This window comes from Paenibacillus xylanivorans (assembly GCF_001280595.1).
Lineage (GTDB): Bacteria > Bacillota > Bacilli > Paenibacillales > Paenibacillaceae > Paenibacillus > Paenibacillus xylanivorans.
The window spans coordinates 41,773-59,819 of record NZ_LITU01000005.1; the positions used below are offsets into that span (position 1 = coordinate 41,773).

Sequence of the window (18,047 nt, forward strand, 5' to 3'; positions counted from 1 at the left end):
AATGAGTACATCCCGTCCAATTTGGACGGCTTACTGTAAGACCGGGAGGGAATAACGATGAGCGATAATACTGAACCGAAAAAAGTCAGTTTGCAGGATGCCATACGCCAAAAACTGGCGCAGAAGAAAGAACAGGCAAACACGGGTAACCAATCCAGTGCCTATTTTGAAGGCGGCCCCAAAGCAATGAAGAGCCAAAACAACAAAAAGCCTAACAACCAACGCCGCCGTACTGGCGGGTCTTAGACCGCAAGAAGCTCTTGTATGAGATGTTCCTAAGGTTACAGGATCACCCTGTATGACCAAAAAAAGAACCGCAAGCCCTCCATTGGAGAGCTTGCGGTTCTTTTAGTTAACCATACTCAATGTAAACAGATTAGCTTATCTTAAGCTTCTACTGGATACATTTTGTTACGCAATTCTTTAATTTCGTCACTTTCCAGATACTCATCATAGCTCATTTGACGGTCAATGACGCCATTTGGCGTGATTTCGATAATCCGGTTAGCAATCGTTTGAATGAACTGATGGTCATGCGATGTAAACAGCATGGTGCCGTCAAAATCAATCATACCGTTGTTCAGTGCGGTAATGGATTCGAGATCCAAGTGGTTCGTTGGCTCATCCAGAATCAGAGCATTGGCGCCCGTTTGCATCATTTTTGCCAGCATACAGCGGACTTTCTCGCCCCCGGAGAGTACACTTGCTTTCTTCAGGGATTCCTCGCCTGAGAACAGCATACGACCCAAGAATCCACGCAGGTACGTTTCATCCTGATCTTTGGAATATTGACGCAACCAGTCCACAAGGCTCATATCTACCCCGTCAAAATATTTGGAGTTGTCTTTCGGGAAATAAGCCTGGGTTGTCGTAATACCCCAAGTGTATTCGCCACTATCCGCTTCCGTTTCACCCATAAGGATATCAAACAACAACGATTTGGCATTACCGTTCGGGCCAACAAAGGCGATTTTATCCCCTTTATTCACCACAAAGCTGAGATCATTCAGCATGTTCACACCATCAATCGTTTTGCTGATACGGTCAACGGTCAACAATTGTTTACCCGCTTCACGCTCAGGCTTGAAGTTGATAAACGGGTATTTCCGGTTCGATGGACGAAGATCATCCAACGTGATTTTGTCGAGTTGTTTCTTCCTTGAAGTCGCTTGCTTCGATTTGGAAGCATTCGCAGAGAAACGTTGAATAAAGGCTTGCAAGTCTTTAATCTTTTCTTCTTTTTTCTTGTTAGCATCACGCTGCAAAGCAAGTGCCAACTGACTGGATTCGTACCAGAAATCGTAGTTACCTACATACAGCTGGATTTTACCAAAATCGATATCGGCAATGTGTGTACATACTTTGTTCAGGAAGTGACGGTCATGGGATACCACAATAACGGTACCTTCATAGTCCATGAGGAAGTTCTCGAGCCATTGAATGGATTCGAGATCCAAATGGTTGGTAGGCTCATCGAGCAGCAGGTTGTTTGGACGACCAAACAAGGCTTGTGCAAGCAGGACACGAACCTTTTCGTTTCCGCTCAGCTCTACTATTTTCTTCTCATGCATGTCGCGATCAATACCCAGACCGATCAGGAGTGCCGCTGCATCCGGTTCTGCATCCCAACCGTTCAGCTCGGCGAACTCGCCTTCAAGCTCACCGGCGCGCAGGCCGTCTTCTTCAGTGAAGTCCGCTTTGGCATACAGCGTATCTTTCTCTTTCATAATGGCATAGAGGCGACTGTGGCCCATAATTACCGTTTCGAGCACTGGAAACTCATCATATTCGAAGTGGTTTTGCTTCAAAACGGCCATGCGTTCGCCCGGGGTGATGTGCACCTCTCCCGAGTTCGATTCAATTTCACCGGACAAAATTTTCAAGAATGTTGATTTTCCGGCTCCGTTGGCGCCGATCAGGCCGTAACAGTTGCCTGGTGTGAATTTGATATTCACATCTTCAAAAAGTGCACGTTTTCCGTAGCGAAGCGTGATGCCGCTTGTACTAATCATTAAGCATACCATCCTTTATTTAATATTCTGCATACTGCATGAATAGCAACTAATTCAATCATGGATTCAATATCCCGTAGCCTATTCTGGCACCATATTATAACACAAAAAAGCGGCAAATTCGAAAATTGGCCGCTTTTTAATCGCTAAAGATTTGGTAAATGTACTGTTCATGCGGGTATACCCTTACATTAGCATATCTGGCTCACTTTTGTTAGTCTTGTTTACTTTCCTCGTGCCGGATGCGAAGTGTCTCTCCATGTCCCAGCACCCGAATGCGTTCTTCGTTGATTCCCAGTCGTTCTCGTTCCACTTCCATTCGATCGAGTGCTTCCTTGGGTGTGTCATCCGCCAGCTTAAATGTTCCATAATGCATGGGGACCATAAGTTGGGAACCCGTCTCTACAAATCCCCGCAACGCTTCTTCCGGCGTCACATGCTGGGAGGTCATGAACCACTCTGGCTCGTAAGCGCCGATTGGCATCAGGGTGATACCGATATCGAAGCGTTCACCTATCGTTTTGAACCCCTGAAAGTATCCTGTATCCCCCACAAAATAAATGACTGGCGGGCCGCCAGAAGGATGATCAGTGGATGATCCTGATGGAGCATTCGTTCCTGCTGCTCTGAATTTTTCAGAATCATGATCCTCGCTCGTCGCAGCGCTCTCTTCAGACGGGACGACTGCCGGATGATTCTGTTCCAATACATAACCGCCCCAATGAGACGTGTTGGTATCAAATAGGGTTCGGCGCGTCCAGTGCTGCGCGGGTACAAAAGTTATTTTGATTCCGCCAAGCGTAATATGTTCCCACCATTTCATCTCATGACACCGATGGAATCCTTTGCGCACCATTTTGCGTTTGAGACCATCGGGAACGATGAGCAGCGTCTTGGCCGTGACCAACTTCCGCAATGATGCGAGATGCAAATGATCATAGTGGGAATGCGAGATCAGAATGACATCCAGAGGCGGAATATCCTGAATCGGAATGCCAGGCGCACCGAGTCTGCGCTGAAATCCCATTTTTTCGGCCCAAACCGGGTCTGTCACGATGTTTAGTCCATGATATTGAATGAAAAATGTGGAATGTCCAATCCAGGTAATCGTGGTTTCAGCCCGGTTGGCATGCAGATAATCCAGTTCAGGTGGGTGCTTGGGCACGGTGTAGGAATAATCCTTCATCTTGCTGCGCCGTTGCTCCCTCCATTGCTTGAATTCCTTCAGCGTTTTGTCCGTACTTACATTATCAATGTTGTTATAACGGATTTTGGGCATGAAAGGGCCCTCCTCCCCTCCTCGTATCTTAACAAAAGATTACCCCGAATTGGAAAGTACGTACCAACGAATCAATCCCTTGGATTTTTGCACTTCGCCAAATAGACGAACAAAAACGCAATTGCAGCCACGATAATCAGGGGTGGGGCGTACATAATCGTAAAGGTCTCAAAAAAACTCAACCCTGTTATACCGGGAATTCCCGTCACTCCCGAGTCAGAGCTGAGAAGAAACTGTGGAAGCATGACGAACAGCATGTTGGGAAGCATGAACGGACTCATCCTTTCTTTTTGCCAGCATTACCGCGCACATAATTGGCATCAAACAGAAACAGCTTCATAATGAGCACGAGTGAAGGAATGAGCACCAGCAGTCCCAGGCTGAACGCCGTAATGAGTGCAATCCCCATCGTCTTGTTCGTAAAGCTGTCGTAAATATTAATGTACGGATACAGAATGTATGGAAGATGTGAGCGCCCATAACCGTACCAGGCAAAGGCGAACTGCAGCATGACGGCGATAAAGCACCAGCCCAGATATTTACGTTTCCATACCAGCGAGACGGCAATCACAAAACAGATAAAAGATGCAATGAACATCCATGAGATATTCAACATCTGCTCAAAGTGGGCGGGATTTTGTTTGTTAATCTGCAAAAATGCCAGAAAGCTGGCAAAGATCGTAGGCAGACTCCATAGGAGTGCATACTCCCGGAGGACTTCAAACGCAGTCTCATCCTCCGCCCGCTTGGCATAGTAGGAAAGAAACATCGCTGAGATATACAGCACACTTACCAGTGCAAGCAATACAACAGACCAGGTATACGGATTCGTCAAAAACTCACGCCAGCGGAAAAATACCTGATCACCCACCTGCTCAATAATTCCACCTTCGGATATCGCCAAAATGGTAGAAAACACCGCCGGTATCAGCAATCCCGTCGCTCCATACAATGCCATGTAGATCCGGCTGTTCTGACCTTGGTTCCCATAGGTATTGTAGGCGTAGTACACGCCCCGAATCGCAAGCAGTACAATGGCCAATGAACCTGGAACAAGCAAAGCTGTCCCATAATAAAAAGCGCTGTCCGGATAAAATCCGACCAGACCGACAACAAAAAAGATCAGAAACACATTCGTCACTTCCCACACAGGTGAGAGATAGCGCTGAATAATGTTATGGATTTTGTTCTCATGTCCGGTTAATATGCTGTAAAAGCTGAAAAAGCCGGCTCCAAAATCAATCGAAGCCACGATCAGATATCCAAACAAAAACGTCCATAAGATCGCAATGCCTGCAATTTCAAAGCTCAATGCACGATCCCTCCTTCCAGGCCGAGAGACTCTAGCTCCTTCTCTGCTTCCTTGTTACGGAATAGCTTGCTGAGTACCCGGATCGCGGAAAAGCAAAGGATCAGGTACAGCAGAATAAACAGAACCAGCATCCAACCCACGGAGGTTGACGTTGTTGCTGCCTCCGAAACCTTCATGTAACCGCGCAATATCCAGGGCTGCCTGCCGACCTCGGCGAACATCCAGCCCAGTTCAATGGCAATCATGGCCAAGGGCCCGAGCAGGACGATGCCGAGCAGCAGCCATTTGGGATAAGGCTTGCGCCCCGGCAGCCAGCGACGGAATACATAGAGCACCGGGATGAGCAGAATGATCACGCCGGTCGTCACTTTCAGGTCAAACATATAGTGAATGGATAACGGCGGCCTCAGGTCGGCCGGAAATTCTTCAAGTCCCTTCACTTCCGTGTCGGGTCTGTTCCCCGCCAGTATGCTTAGGGCATACGGAATCTCAATGGCGTATTTGACTTCATTGTTTTCATCAAGAACCCCTCCATAGACCAGCGGCGCCTTCGTCATCGTTTTGAAATGCCACTCCGCGGCAGCCAGCTTCTCCGGCTGGTATTTCGCCAGAAATTTACCGGAAGAATCTCCGATCATGACCGTGCTGACCGCAAAAACAAGTGCACATACCGTTGTGAGTTTAAGTGCTTTTTTGTAATACACATGATCTCTGCCCCGAAGCAAGCTGAATGCGGCGATTCCTGCCAATATGCCCGCACTCAATGTGTAAGACGAGGCGAGCACGTGGGATACCTTGGTTGGGGTAGCGGGATTCAGCATCGCAGCAATCGGATGGATGTCCTTCATGATGCCATTAATCAGTGTAAACCCCTGTGGCTGGTTCATAAAAGAATTTACCGTTGTAATGAATATTGCAGAGGCAGAGGATCCCAGTGCCACCGGAATCAGCAGCAGCATATGCGTATATTTCTTTTTGAAACGGTCCCATGTGTAAAGGTAGATTCCAAGAAAGATGGCCTCCACAAAAAAGGCGAACGTCTCCATAAACAGTGGCAAGGCAATCGCCTGCCCCGCTACTCGCATAAACATCGGCCACAGCAGGCTGAGCTGTAAACCAATTGAGGTGCCTGTAACCACACCAACGGCAACAGTAATGACAAAACCTCGCGCCCATCTGCGCGCCAGCAAGGTGTAATGGATATCATTGGTGCGCAGTCCGCGCCATTCAGCCAAGGCAATCATTAGTGGAACGCCTACACCGATGGAGGCAAAAATGATGTGCACAAACAGGGTAAGACCGGTCAGCATCCGGCTGAGTAGAACAGGGTCCAGGGATGACATGGGTTACACTCCTCTTTCACTAATCATTATGTACGACTTCATACCGCCTGGGTGACGGACTCCCTCAATAACTCATGATCCGGATAATACTTTTGACAACGGCATATAGCACGATAACGGCTGCGACCAAGCAGACGATAATAAGGGTTTTCTCTTGTTTACGGAACATAGACCTGCCATCCTCCTTTTGCATGGAATGCAAATTATGGCTCTATAGACAGTTTGCAAAAGAAATTGTTTTTTTATCCGGGAAATTTTGAAAAACAAAAAAAGCCTTTATCTATTCAGGATGAAAGCATCCTATCCGATAAAGACTCCTCTTGCCTTACACAAGTTCGTCTTGCTTGGGCAATCGAACCATGAACGTACTTCCTTTGAGTGGCGCGGATATAAAGGTAAGCGTACCCTGGTGATCTTCTACAATTTTTCGCGAAATGTAAAGCCCTATTCCAGTCCCACCAATCTGGCGATGATCCGAATTGTCCACACGATAAAACTTCGCAAACAGCATGTCCTGTACGTTCTCTGGAATACCTATTCCATAATCACGTACATCGATGCATAACCATTCTTTTTCTTCCCACAGCGTAATATCGATCCTCTCTGCTCCGGGTGAGTACTTGACCGCGTTGCCAATCAAGTTATGGAGCACCTGAACCATCCGGTTCTGGTCCGCATAAGCAAAAAAGTCTCCATTAAATGCATGCACATAGATACGCTGAATGGATTGCATATTCCATTGTTCAGCCACACCCTCAACCAGTTCAACCAGTGGTACATAGGTCTTGTGATAGGTCATGCCTTCATTGTCCAAACGCTGAATATCCAGTACATCATCCAGCAGACTACTCAGCCGTGCGCCTTCCGAAGAAATGGTTTCCATGAACTGCTGACGCTGTGAAGCGGGAAGATCATACATCATCATTAACTCCACATAACCCATAATGGTCGCCACAGGCGTACGAAGCTCATGCGACACCACACTGATCAGTTCGTTTTTCATCCGATTCAGACGTTCTTCCTCCGTACGATCGCGGAACACAAGGAGAAATCCATGGTTTTTACCGGGAACATCCATTTGCTTCATGTACAGGGAAAATACACTCTTTTCCACATCATTGAATATAAATTCAGTCTCAACTAAGGCCCGTTCTCCATTCAGAAAAGCACGAGTCTGCTCCACCAAATTGAAATCAGCGGTTAACACCATGGTATCAATTGCATTGGCTAAATCTTCGATGGATCTGCCCGAAAAATCTCCGAGGCCAAACATCTCTTCAATTCTTCTGTTCACTATCGTGATGGTGCCAGAACGATCAGTCATGACCAGACCTTCCCGAACAGATTCAATGAAATGCTCGCTAATGTCCCGCTGCTCCTGAATGGCAACTTTTTCATGAAACAGTTCAGCATTCAAGTTCTCCAGGGCTAGCGCATGACGTACACGTTCTTCTTCAGCCCTTGTCCGCTCCGTAATGTCCTTGATAAATAAGTTATACAGCGTTTCGTTATTTCCCAGCTGAATTTCTACAATTTTGTACTCAATCGGAAAAACCGAACCATCTCGGTGAATGCCTGAAATCTCTTCCACATTGACATACCGTTTCCCCCGGATATATTCGAATCTTTCCAGCATTTCTTTGATTTCCGCACAGCTCGCTCCCTGAAAAAGGGAAGGAGCATCCTTCTCGAATACAACTTCTTCCCGTTTTAGTCCAAACATTCTTTCGGCTTCGGGATTAAACTCAATAATCAGTCCGTTGGAATCGACAGCAATAATGGCATCAATAGATGAATCAATAATAGCGCGTTTGATCTCCTCACTATTCTTCAGCTCCTTGGTTCGCTCTATGACCCTGTCCTCCAGAGTGAGCTTGTCCTGACGAATCTGTTCGAATTGTTCCAGGAGCACATCAGCCATTTTGCGTAAATTGCCAATCAAAATCTGTACTTCTGTTACGTGGCTAGTCGGCCATTCCAACTTCCCATTACGAAATAACAGCCTCGGAAGAGACCCAGTCATGCGTGTAAGTCGCTTCAATGGACTTACCACTTTTCGACTGAGAGGAGCGGCCACAATCATGGAAACCACAAAAATGACGAATAGAGATTGAAGTGTAGTTAGATAAATCGCCTCAATCCGAGTGTAATAATTGACTGAGTTGGTCTCAACAAATACTCGATAAGGAGCACTTGTAGTCATATCCGCTTCGTACATGAACGATGCCTGTTTCCAGTGTGTAAGCACATCGCTATAGTAAACATCCCCCGAATGAAATAGTATGCTGCTCTCCCCTGGCTTGAGTAAACGATATTTGTTGATATCCAAATATTCTCCCACCGGAAGTGTATCCAGCCCTGAAGCAATGACCTGATCATTGGGATCAAGGATGATGACGTTCACATCCAGTAGATGATGATAGCGCTCCATACTTTGATGCATGTTCTCTTGGGTCAGATATTGTTCATTTAAATCCTTAATCACAGCATTCGCAGCATGTTTTAGATTAGAAACGATCGTGTTATTGATCTGACCTAGCTGTCTGCGACTATCGGCTGATAACAGAACAAGAGAGACAACAACTACAAAAGCTACGACGTATTTAAAAGCAATTCGTGTGAGCGGAATAGTTCCTGTTCGCTTCGACTTCATCTCGCCATTTGTAATCCAGAAGTCCACCACAATACCTGCCATTAGCGCGTTAACCATACTGGTCACAGCCACATGCATGTAGGTATATTTTAATTCTTCAAGATTCATGCCCGTAATGAAATATCCGTAACAGGTCACTGGCAATAACATCACAACCCAGAATGCAGCATTGGCCTTCATGATGCTTCCATTTTTCCAGCGCATCTGCCATCCCAGCATCCAGATTAGTTCAATGAAATGAGCGCCAATCATAAAAAAACTGTTAGGGACCAGACCTGCGCATAACACACCCAAGGCACAAATCGCTACCAGGGTGGTAAATCCGTATATGGCTCCGTGCAAACGCAAGGCAATAAAAGCTGCGGCTGTGCCAAACAATAGTTGTACCCCGTAAAAAAGAGTCAACGGAAATATCGTTCCCAGCGTACCAAGGATAATAAGTATGGCCGTACCCAGCCACGGAATACGGAGTTTGATCACAATCCACTCCAATACCTTATTTACCTTTATGTAATCCATAGGCAACTGGCCTTATGACTGATTTCTATGTTTCCATTCAACAACAACGTTGGTTCCTCCTATGAATTAAAGCTCTAAAGCACTACTTTATTTCCCTCAACTCGTTCTGATACATTATACTGTAATTACTACTCGATGTAGCTTTGGGAAATTTTGAATGATCGGCAATTGAGCTGCATTCATGGTAAAATACTGAAGTTTGGCTAAATATTCTATAGATTCAAATACATATTCATCCTATATTCTGGAATATAAATATTAAAATTTCGCAGCATTTCTACACAAATTGTGGCTTTCTTTTAGAAATTTCTTAACAAATTTATTTCATCAGGAGTGTGACCTCAATGTCTATCAAAGTACTTCTTATAGAAGATGAGAAAAATCTGGCCGACATGATTGCTTTCTTTCTTGAGGAGGAGGGTTACATAACTGAACGGGTTCATCATGCACGCGAAGCACTTCAACTTTTCCCACGATTCCAGCCCGATATTGTAGTGACTGACTTGATGCTGCCTGAAACGGACGGCAATGATCTGGTTGATGCGTTTCGTCAGCACTCCACTGTACCCATACTCATGATCTCAGCCAGTACCATGTTGAATGATCGGCTCCGAGCATTACATAATGGTGCGGATGATTTTCTATGTAAACCCTTCAGTCTGAAAGAGCTTGATGCGCGGATTAAGGCACTAATGCGCAGATCGGCAATCTGCTACCCGGATAAACCGATAAAAGAGGACAAACCTGCTGAATTCGCCGGACATGTCAGTGTGAATGAGTACAGACGAACCTTGTTTGTGGATGGTAATGAAATCGAGGTAACACATATCGAGTTTGAGATTATGAAGGAATTGTACCGGAATCCCGGCAAGGTATTTACCCGCAATGAACTTATGGATCGAATTAAAGGCTCAGAGCGGGCATATCTCGACCGCACAATCGATGTGCACATTTCCAGCCTGCGTAAAAAAATTGAACCCGACCCCAAAAATCCAAGGTATATCAAAACGGTTTGGGGAACCGGATATAAATACGTCATTTAGTACACGTCGAAATTAAATAACGGCTCATGTCCTCTCACTCTCATCGTCTCATCGACTGGGTTGAGGGCAGAGCTGTTTTTGTTTTGTAAGCAAAATAATACAGCCACCGCTGGATTTCAATGATCAGCCTTTCCGGTTCTTTCTCTTGCCAGAGGATCATCTTCGTCAGACCCGTACCCGTGATATGCTGCAAATGGCGCTTGCGAATCAGGGATTGGAAATCTGTAATGACCAATAAAGGAATCTTAGGCACAAATGCCCGAATGGCATTCGATGCTGAAACGGCTTGCCTGGCGTCCTTATAATCCACAATACAATAACGGGCTGTCCCCCATCCCGACCCGGCCATACTTTCCTCATTCTTTTCTGTTTTAACTGCTGACTCCCTCTGCTCGTCTGTTATCCATTCATTCAACAATTCAATAATATAATCATAATCAATACCACGACTTCCGTCCGAAAGTACGGTAATGGGTTCCATAGCGATTACCTCCAGTTCATTCTCTCTTCTTATTGTGCCAATCTTCATTTAAAAATGTTCGTGTTCGAACATAAAAGAAGTGTTAACTATCTTCGTACCTCTTCACAAACGGTGTAAGGTTCATTACCCATTTCGCAGTTTGCAGCAATTCATGTAAAATAGGGATATGCCCGTGCCAATTGCGGGAACTTTAAGTATGAATCCGGTACAGGAGGTTATGAACCGATGAATATTGTTTCCATTGAACCAACACCCAGTCCCAATACGATGATGCTGCATCTGGATGAACGTCTGGAGGACGGGATTCGCAGAACATATACACTGGATAATGAACGGTCTGCTCCGGCGTTTATTCGCCAGATGCTACATATTCCCGGAGTTAAAAGTGTATTCCATACGACCGATTTCGTAGCGCTCGATCGCAAGGGAAATGCGGACTGGTCCGTCATTCTTGGCGAAGTTCAAAGTCGTCTGGGGCAGCAGGGAATTGATCTAGATTGGATTGAATCTGAAGATGCCTCTGGTGAGCACTTCGGTGAAGCACAGGTATTCGTTCAATTCTTCAGAGGCGTGCCGATGCAAATTCGGGTCAAAGCCGGCGCGAAGGAAGAGCGGATCTCGCTCTCGGATCGGTTCGTCAAAGCTGTTACTGAAGTCGCCAGTGCAACGCTGATCAAGGAACGAAAACTGAGTGATTACGGTGTTCGTTACGGGGAACTGCCTGAAATTGCAAGGGAAGTTGAACAGGAGCTGGAAGCAGCATATCCGCCAGAGCGTCTGGAACGAGTAATTCAACAAGCCATTGAACATGGCACCAATGCGGAAGAGTTCGTGGAACGTCGTCGCCAGCTGGATGGTGCCGAGCTTGAAGAGGCTCTCCATCATGAGGACTGGAATGTTCGCTACGCAGCATTTGATGGCATGGAGCCTACAGCAGCACGACTGCCACTTGTATCCCATGCACTCCATGACAGTAAAATGCAGATACGCCGGCTGGCTGTCGTATATCTCGGTGATATCCGTACACCGGAAGCGATGGAACTGCTGTACGAAGCTCTACAGGATAGTTCGCCTGCTGTACGCCGGACTGCCGGTGATACCCTCTCCGACATCGGTGATCCTGCAGCAACGGCAGCCATGACAGCTACGTTATCCGATAAAAGCAAGCTTGTACGCTGGCGTGCGGCCCGCTTCCTGTACGAAGTGGGGACCGAAGAAGCAGAGCAAGCTCTGCGGAAGGCAGCCGATGACCCTGAATTTGAAGTCAGCCTGCAAGCCAAAATGGCACTGGAACGGATTGAATCCGGGGAACAGGCAGCCGGAACCGTATGGCAGCAGATGGCCGGGCGTAACAAAACGTCGGAATAGTCCTTTCGATTCATATCCAACAATTGTTATTGCACTGGAATACCATGGGGGTTATACTGATTGTCTGTTTACCAAACAGAACATGGAGTGTTACGTTCTGTAATTTATAATTTCATAGACAATAGATACACCTCATCCATGATGATGAGGTAGAGGTCGCGGGTGCGATCAGTACGCTGAGGGAGGCGCTAAGGAGCCGCTTATGAATTCAGCCGAAAGGTGCACCCGCCGAAGCCCGCAGGACGTTCCTTACGTTGTCCAGCGTGGCTGGGGCTGTTGCCGAAAGGTGCAGAACTGTCACAGATGAATGATACCTTCCTCGGAGGGTATGATTTCTACTGTGTTGAGCTATCTTAAACATTTGGGACGAGGTGCGGACAACTGATATAAAGACCGCAGGCTAATGCCTGCGGTCTTTTGTGTTATTTGCCATTGTTCTGAACCCATTAGTACGCTGAAAGAAGGAGTGTTTCCATGCAAGACCGCAACAACCAAACCACAACAGGACCCACCCTGAAAAAAGGACTACGCGCACGACATATGACTATGATTGCACTCGGTGGATCCATTGGTACAGGGCTGTTCCTCGCAAGCGGCACCGCCATATCCAATGCGGGCCCCGGCGGTGCACTGATTGCTTACGCTGCCGTTGGTATAATGGTTTTCTTTCTAATGACCAGTCTCGGAGAACTGGCTACCTTCATGCCAGACTCCGGTTCATTCAATACGTATGCGGCCCGCTTTGTCGACCCGGCCCTTGGGTTCGCCATGGGCTGGAACTTCTGGTACAACTGGGCAGTCACCATTGCGGCAGAGCTCGCTGCCGCAACCGTACTCATCAAATACTGGTTCCCTGACAGTTCATCCATGTTGTGGAGTCTGTTATTTCTCGTATTAATCTTTGCCCTGAATGTGTTGTCCGTAAAAGGATATGGAGAGTCGGAATACTGGTTTGCCATTATCAAAGTTGCTACCGTGATTATCTTCCTTACCGTTGGTGTGCTCATGATCTTCGGTATTATCGGCGGAGAAGCAGTGGGATTCAGCAACTTTACTGTAGGGGATGCACCATTCCATGGCGGATTCTTCGCGGTTCTCGGTGTATTTATGGCCGCAGGGTTCTCTTTCCAGGGAACGGAGCTCATTGGCGTCGCAGCCGGTGAAAGCGAAAATCCGCGTGAAAATGTCCCGCGTGCTATTCGGCAAGTGTTCTGGCGTATTCTGATCTTTTACATTCTGGCGATTACAGTCATCAGTCTGATCATCCCTTACACACATCCGGATCTACTCAAAGGTGATCTGAACAATATCGGAGTCAGTCCGTTTACCCTTGTCTTTGAAAAGGCAGGTCTGGCCATTGCTGCTTCTGTCATGAATGCCGTTATTCTGACCTCTGTACTGTCAGCCGGGAATTCGGGTATGTATGCTTCAAGTCGTGTCCTGTATGCTCTTGCCCGAGATGGCAAAGCACCTCGCTTCCTGGGTCGGCTGAACAAAAAGGGCATTCCAATGAATGCCCTTCTCTTGACCACAGCGGTAGGTATGCTCGCTTTTCTAGCCTCCCTTTTCGGTGATGGTATTGTATACACCTGGCTGCTTAATGCATCCGGTATGTGTGGATTCATCACCTGGCTTGGCATTGCCATCAGTCATTATCGCTTCCGCCGTGCCTATGTGGCTCAGGGACGTGATTTGAACGATCTGCCCTACCGTGCACGCTGGTTCCCATTCGGACCGATCTTTGCTTTTGTGTTATGTATCATCGTCATTGTTGGACAGAACTATCAAGCGTTCACGGGCGATCAGATTGATTGGAGCGGAGCCCTCGTCGCTTACTTGAGCGTTCCGCTGTTCCTAATCTTATGGCTGGGTTATAAATTTATCAAAAAAACAAAAGTCATACCGCTACAAGAATGTGATTTTACAACAACAAACGAATAACGATATTGCGCAGGCATCCTTCTTTCCACTGGAGAGAAGGATGCCTTTTTGGTTCGTCCAAGTTTCGAGATAGCTATCATCCACGCAAAAAAAAGAACGCTCATCCATGAGCGTCCTTGTTCACCATAAGGTGTGTCCTATTATAATCATTCATAGAAAGTCTGCTGTTCACATGGTCCAGGTAATCTTCACACGCAGATCGACGGTATCCTGCATGTTGGACACGTAATACGATATCGACTTCATGCCAAGCTGATACAAATCCTGCAAATCCTCTACTAGTCCCGTCTCGGTACCTTTGTATCTGAAAGTCAGCGAGGTTCCGCCATCCTTCAGCACACTCTGAACTTTTGTTTTCAGCGCGGAATGACCACTAACCGCATCACTTTCGTCATATAGCGTATATTCCAGCGCATGATACAGCTTCTGATAGGCGGTTACTTTGCTGCCTCCCGCCTTCACCAAAGTTTGCAAAGCTTCACGATAGGGGGCAGATGCAGCAGGATACTTGCCTTTTGCTGTCCAGACATGGTCGCGTGCCATCTCATCATCACTGAGCAAATAATAACTGTGACTTACCTTCCCTTTGCGATCAGGAGTAGGATCATCCCACGTCGTATCCATGTGGTACCACTTGCCATCCAGCTTGACGAGATTCCAGGCATGTAATTGATCACCAGCCGTTCCTTCCACAATCCGGTTATCTATACCCACCTGCTCCAGCATGCGATAAGCCAGCAGTGAGTACCCCTGACATACGGTGCTGCCGGTAACAAGTCCGTCGTACGCAGTATATTTCTGCAAGGATGTGTCGTAAGAAAGGTTAAGTACAATCCAGTCATGAATGGCTTTAACTTTCTCATGATTCGTCATGCCAGGCATGATAATCTCTTTGAGCACGTTGGTCACCTTACGGTTCACATAATCGGTCTGCTCCTTCGTTTCCCGATATGCCAGCTTCACATGTACCTCTGCGGATACATTGGAGCCTTTATAGTTAAATGCGTAACTTTTAACGGTATATTGGATATAGGGATCACTGGTCATTGCTTCGTCAATGGAGCTCTGCAACTGTTTCTTGAGGCCTTTCACATTGCCTTTGTATGTAAAAACAAGTTCCTCCGTTCGCTGGGACATCGCGGTAAGCAACGTCTCGCGCAGATCCGTATTCGTGGATATGTCCGATGTTCCCGACGCCGCGTACAGCTGATCCAGATCGACCGCATGTGGAACTGCCACAGCGATGAGACAGCCAGCCAATAGCAGGGTTATCACTCGTTTTCCGTGCTTGCCCATGAAAGGATACCACCTCTCTTTGCAAAGTTCTCATGCCTCATTGTATCACAAAAGGGATTGACGGCAGGCTTCTAGTTTTGTCGAAAAGCATCAAAAGAGACCCTCCGCAGAAGGTCCCTCTGTCTTCAGCAAAATAAACCCAACCTACCCGTTATCCTCATCATATGACTCTTCCGGGTATTTATGCAAAAAAACAAACTCTAATCAATATAAGCGATTGCCGCTCATAAAGGTATCCGTCTTGCCCTGAAGCTTGGCCAGCCGTTCCAATACCTGAGCCGCTTCGGCAACCGTCACTTTGCGTGCAGGCATGAAACGTCCTTCGATAGAAGGCAACAATCCCAGCTTGATGCTGAGGGAGACAGCTCCCTTGTTGTTGACCGCACTGGCATCTACCAGATTCGGAAGATCCGATGGCAATGTGTAGAATCCGGCTAATTTTTCATAACGCAATATGCGCACGAGTAATACCGCCAACTCTTCACGAGTCATCTCCTCCTCTGGATTTAGTTCCGTTTCAGAGTCGGCACCCGCTAACCAGCGCTGATCAATTAAGGTCCGAACAGCTTGGTAATAAGGGCTCTCTGGAGTGATGTCAGCGTATAGATTGCCATCCCCATCACCGCTATAATAAACATCCATATTTGGATTAACTGCTCTTGCCAAATAGGTAAACCAGTCTCCCTTGGTGATAACCCGATCCGGGAATACACGTCCCTTTTCATCTGCAAGAAGCACACCATGCTGCACCATGTTCTGCAGAGGTGATTCAGCCGCGTGCCCCGTAATATCGCTGGTTGTAACTTGAACTGCTCCAGTCATACTTCCGTACATCGACTTCCATTCTCCCGTGTTGGCATCAAGTACTTCATAGGTCATGCCAGTCAACGGACTGTCCGTACGAGTAGGCATGTAGGCTAGCTTGACACCCGCAGGAACGGCTTCACCATTACCCATGCCGAAACCTCCATAACGCGAGTAGGCCAGTACCAATTTGAATTCTTCAAGGTAGGTAGCTCTGGCTTTCTCATAGCTGATGGCTGGTTTGATATCCGTCGGCAGTTGCTCTGGCGATGCAGCAACCATCGAATAAAATTCGTTGATCGTTCCATCATTTGAAATTTGTACCTGAACCGTATCATCCTTAACCACAATTCCGTTTAAATATCGCTGGAATATAAATGTTCGTGCATCGTCCAATTCAAGCACCGTTGAAAGTCGGAATTGCTTACTTGCATCCGGCACAAGTGAGATGATTGTATTGACAGCCAGCTTCTCGGCTTGAGCTTTGGTTACGGTCTTGCCTTTTACTTCCGTCTCCGACTTTTCCTGCTCCATGCCCGGCATCATGCGCTGATAAATGTTCACACTGTAGATCTGTCCGGTTGCTGCATCAACCTGAGCCGAAATGTCTCTCATAAACATGTAAGATACACTTGCATTGCGATTGCTCCAGCTCAGGCTCCAGACCTGATTGTTTGGACTTGCAAAACTCCCTTTGGTTAACTGGCTATAATCCAATTGATAACCTTCCGGTATAGTAAAGCTCTTTTTGACCAGCTTCTCTGCCTGCTGCGCATTCAATTTCGATCCAGTATTCGGTGTAAAAGCAGCTACACTGCCTTTCAGCGGTTTGTCCTCTTGGGAATCTTCCTGGACAATGGCTTCACCTGTCATGCTGTTGATTCGATCCAGTGTATTCGCATCAAGTGGAGTAACACTTGAATTCTTCGGCGTATACCCCAAGTAGTACTTCTGGCCTTTACGAGAAGAATAACGGTCTTCGCTAATATAGGCCAGCTGAATATCGAACTGTTCCTCGAACTTCTGCTGAGCCTGCTGCGCTGAAATTGCCGCCTTAGATGTTGGATATTCAGCTCCAATGGTAGTTCTTGAATATCCCGTCACTAAACCGCTTTGATCCACACTTATGTAGGCTGTTTCCGCCTCGGAGACCAAACCTTCATGCTTCATCTGGTAGCTGTAAGTATATTCTGTTCGGCCAAACAGGGATTGCTGCGCATTGTTTACATACTGATCATCAACGGCATCAAAACCACTTTCCTTCAAATTCGGAATCGCCTTGTACAAGAACTCATCCGCCTGCTTTCTCGCTTCGGTTTTCGTTAATTTCGTCTCCGAATTCGAAACCTGCTTTTCCAGCAACTCAGAAGGCAAATGTACACTCAGCACTTCCCCTGTAACCGCATGTACCGATGCGCTGAATCCAGTGGAACGGTTTCCTTCACGCAGTTCAAATCCGATATCCCACGCCTTGTAATCCGGTGGTGGAAAAGAGTTCGGTGAATCAAATCGTGCGGATGAGATCGTCGCCTTTTTTAGCAATGGAAATAATTTCAGTATATTCTCGCTGGCTTGCTTGGAGGAGATTTTGGCTCCTTCAGGCACCTCGTTGTCTATTACTCCAAGTTGTTGTTCGGCTTCCCCCGCTGCGGCTTCGGTTACCCGTTCCGCTGTCGCTGCCGACGCGCTGCCTGCAAATCCTGGCGTCTGTGATGCCAGAAGCAATGTTGCCATGGCTGCGGTAGCCGCTTTGGCTGTGAACATTTTGAATCGTCCATTAAAATTCCAATCAAAACTCAAATCTGGACCTCTCCCTTCAATTTCATACAAGGATGCATGCAAAATAACCTCGCATGAATATTGCCAGTCTATTCTATGATACCATAAGCTTCCTTTTTAATCGTCATTTTCCCAACAATTTTACAAATGTGAATTTCTGCATATTTTATAGAAACAGCAAAAAACGCCAACTGGGTTGGCGTTTCAATAACCAGCC

At 46.8% G+C, this 18,047-nt stretch carries 13 protein-coding genes and 1 riboswitch; of the genes, 4 read left to right on the forward strand and 9 right to left on the reverse strand.

The window, feature by feature from the left end; all coding sequences use genetic code 11:
• Positions 1–57: 57 nt before the first annotated feature.
• On the forward strand, positions 58–246 hold the full coding sequence (locus AMS66_RS00590; RefSeq protein WP_024631370.1) for a hypothetical protein: 189 nt from the start codon (positions 58–60) through the stop codon (positions 244–246).
• A 140-nt stretch (positions 247–386) separates the two neighbouring features.
• Here the strand turns inward: AMS66_RS00590 and AMS66_RS00595 are convergent, their stop codons facing one another.
• From AMS66_RS00595 to AMS66_RS00620, 6 genes are all read right to left on the reverse strand, one after another.
• Complete coding sequence (locus tag AMS66_RS00595; RefSeq protein ID WP_053778989.1) at positions 387–2,012, reverse strand: ABC-F family ATP-binding cassette domain-containing protein; 1,626 nt, start codon at positions 2,010–2,012, stop codon at positions 387–389.
• 214 nt (positions 2,013–2,226) lie between these two features.
• Positions 2,227–3,291: an MBL fold metallo-hydrolase gene (locus tag AMS66_RS00600; protein ID WP_053778990.1), complete on the reverse strand. Its 1,065-nt coding sequence runs from the start codon at positions 3,289–3,291 to the stop codon at positions 2,227–2,229.
• 71 nt (positions 3,292–3,362) lie between these two features.
• Positions 3,363–3,572, reverse strand: a complete 210-nt coding sequence (gene cydS, locus AMS66_RS34605; RefSeq protein ID WP_407944514.1) for a cytochrome bd oxidase small subunit CydS — start codon at positions 3,570–3,572, stop codon at positions 3,363–3,365.
• Positions 3,569–4,603 (reverse strand): cytochrome d ubiquinol oxidase subunit II, encoded by a 1,035-nt coding sequence (locus tag AMS66_RS00610; RefSeq protein WP_053778992.1) that lies wholly within the window; start codon positions 4,601–4,603, stop codon positions 3,569–3,571. Before AMS66_RS00610 ends, cydS begins: the two co-directional genes overlap by 4 nt.
• Positions 4,600–5,946: a cytochrome ubiquinol oxidase subunit I gene (locus AMS66_RS00615; protein ID WP_053778993.1), complete on the reverse strand. Its 1,347-nt coding sequence runs from the start codon at positions 5,944–5,946 to the stop codon at positions 4,600–4,602. Before AMS66_RS00615 ends, AMS66_RS00610 begins: the two co-directional genes overlap by 4 nt.
• Positions 5,947–6,271: 325 nt before the next feature.
• A complete protein-coding gene (locus AMS66_RS00620; RefSeq protein ID WP_053778994.1) occupies positions 6,272–9,118 on the reverse strand; it encodes an ATP-binding protein in 2,847 nt (948 codons plus the stop codon).
• A gap of 344 nt (positions 9,119–9,462) precedes the next feature.
• Here AMS66_RS00620 and AMS66_RS00625 point away from each other — a divergent pair, with 344 nt between their 5' ends.
• Entirely contained in the window at positions 9,463–10,161 is a 699-nt protein-coding gene (locus AMS66_RS00625; protein WP_053778995.1) for a response regulator transcription factor, read from the forward strand.
• Between the two features lie 40 nt (positions 10,162–10,201).
• Here AMS66_RS00625 and AMS66_RS00630 read toward each other — a convergent pair whose 3' ends face one another.
• Complete coding sequence (locus AMS66_RS00630) at positions 10,202–10,642, reverse strand: hypothetical protein (protein ID WP_053778996.1); 441 nt, start codon at positions 10,640–10,642, stop codon at positions 10,202–10,204.
• A gap of 225 nt (positions 10,643–10,867) precedes the next feature.
• Between AMS66_RS00630 and AMS66_RS00635 the strand changes: the two genes are divergently transcribed.
• Complete coding sequence (locus AMS66_RS00635) at positions 10,868–12,010, forward strand: virulence factor (protein ID WP_053778997.1); 1,143 nt, start codon at positions 10,868–10,870, stop codon at positions 12,008–12,010.
• A 142-nt stretch (positions 12,011–12,152) separates the two neighbouring features.
• Positions 12,153–12,369, forward strand: a riboswitch (Lysine riboswitch).
• Positions 12,370–12,484: 115 nt separating this feature from the next.
• A complete protein-coding gene (locus AMS66_RS00640; protein ID WP_053778998.1) occupies positions 12,485–13,951 on the forward strand; it encodes an amino acid permease in 1,467 nt (488 codons plus the stop codon).
• Positions 13,952–14,119: 168 nt separating this feature from the next.
• Here AMS66_RS00640 and AMS66_RS00645 read toward each other — a convergent pair whose 3' ends face one another.
• Complete coding sequence (locus AMS66_RS00645) at positions 14,120–15,247, reverse strand: transglutaminase domain-containing protein (protein WP_053778999.1); 1,128 nt, start codon at positions 15,245–15,247, stop codon at positions 14,120–14,122.
• A 204-nt stretch (positions 15,248–15,451) separates the two neighbouring features.
• Positions 15,452–17,851: a YcdB/YcdC domain-containing protein gene (locus tag AMS66_RS00650; protein WP_053779000.1), complete on the reverse strand. Its 2,400-nt coding sequence runs from the start codon at positions 17,849–17,851 to the stop codon at positions 15,452–15,454.
• Positions 17,852–18,047 lie beyond the last annotated feature (196 nt).

What these genes read in the sequence shown, in the direction of transcription:
- AMS66_RS00590 (WP_024631370.1), top strand. Translation starts at nt 58, where the DNA reads ATGAGCGATAATACTGAACCGAAAAAAGTCAGTTTGCAGGATGCCATA.
- AMS66_RS00595 (WP_053778989.1), bottom strand. Translation starts at nt 2,012, where the DNA reads ATGATTAGTACAAGCGGCATCACGCTTCGCTACGGAAAACGTGCACTT.
- AMS66_RS00600 (WP_053778990.1), bottom strand. Translation starts at nt 3,291, where the DNA reads ATGCCCAAAATCCGTTATAACAACATTGATAATGTAAGTACGGACAAA.
- cydS (WP_407944514.1), bottom strand. Translation starts at nt 3,572, where the DNA reads ATGAGTCCGTTCATGCTTCCCAACATGCTGTTCGTCATGCTTCCACAG.
- AMS66_RS00615 (WP_053778993.1), bottom strand. Translation starts at nt 5,946, where the DNA reads ATGTCATCCCTGGACCCTGTTCTACTCAGCCGGATGCTGACCGGTCTT.
- AMS66_RS00620 (WP_053778994.1), bottom strand. Translation starts at nt 9,118, where the DNA reads ATGGATTACATAAAGGTAAATAAGGTATTGGAGTGGATTGTGATCAAA.
- AMS66_RS00625 (WP_053778995.1), top strand. Translation starts at nt 9,463, where the DNA reads ATGTCTATCAAAGTACTTCTTATAGAAGATGAGAAAAATCTGGCCGAC.
- AMS66_RS00630 (WP_053778996.1), bottom strand. Translation starts at nt 10,642, where the DNA reads ATGGAACCCATTACCGTACTTTCGGACGGAAGTCGTGGTATTGATTAT.
- AMS66_RS00635 (WP_053778997.1), top strand. Translation starts at nt 10,868, where the DNA reads ATGAATATTGTTTCCATTGAACCAACACCCAGTCCCAATACGATGATG.
- AMS66_RS00640 (WP_053778998.1), top strand. Translation starts at nt 12,485, where the DNA reads ATGCAAGACCGCAACAACCAAACCACAACAGGACCCACCCTGAAAAAA.
- AMS66_RS00645 (WP_053778999.1), bottom strand. Translation starts at nt 15,247, where the DNA reads ATGGGCAAGCACGGAAAACGAGTGATAACCCTGCTATTGGCTGGCTGT.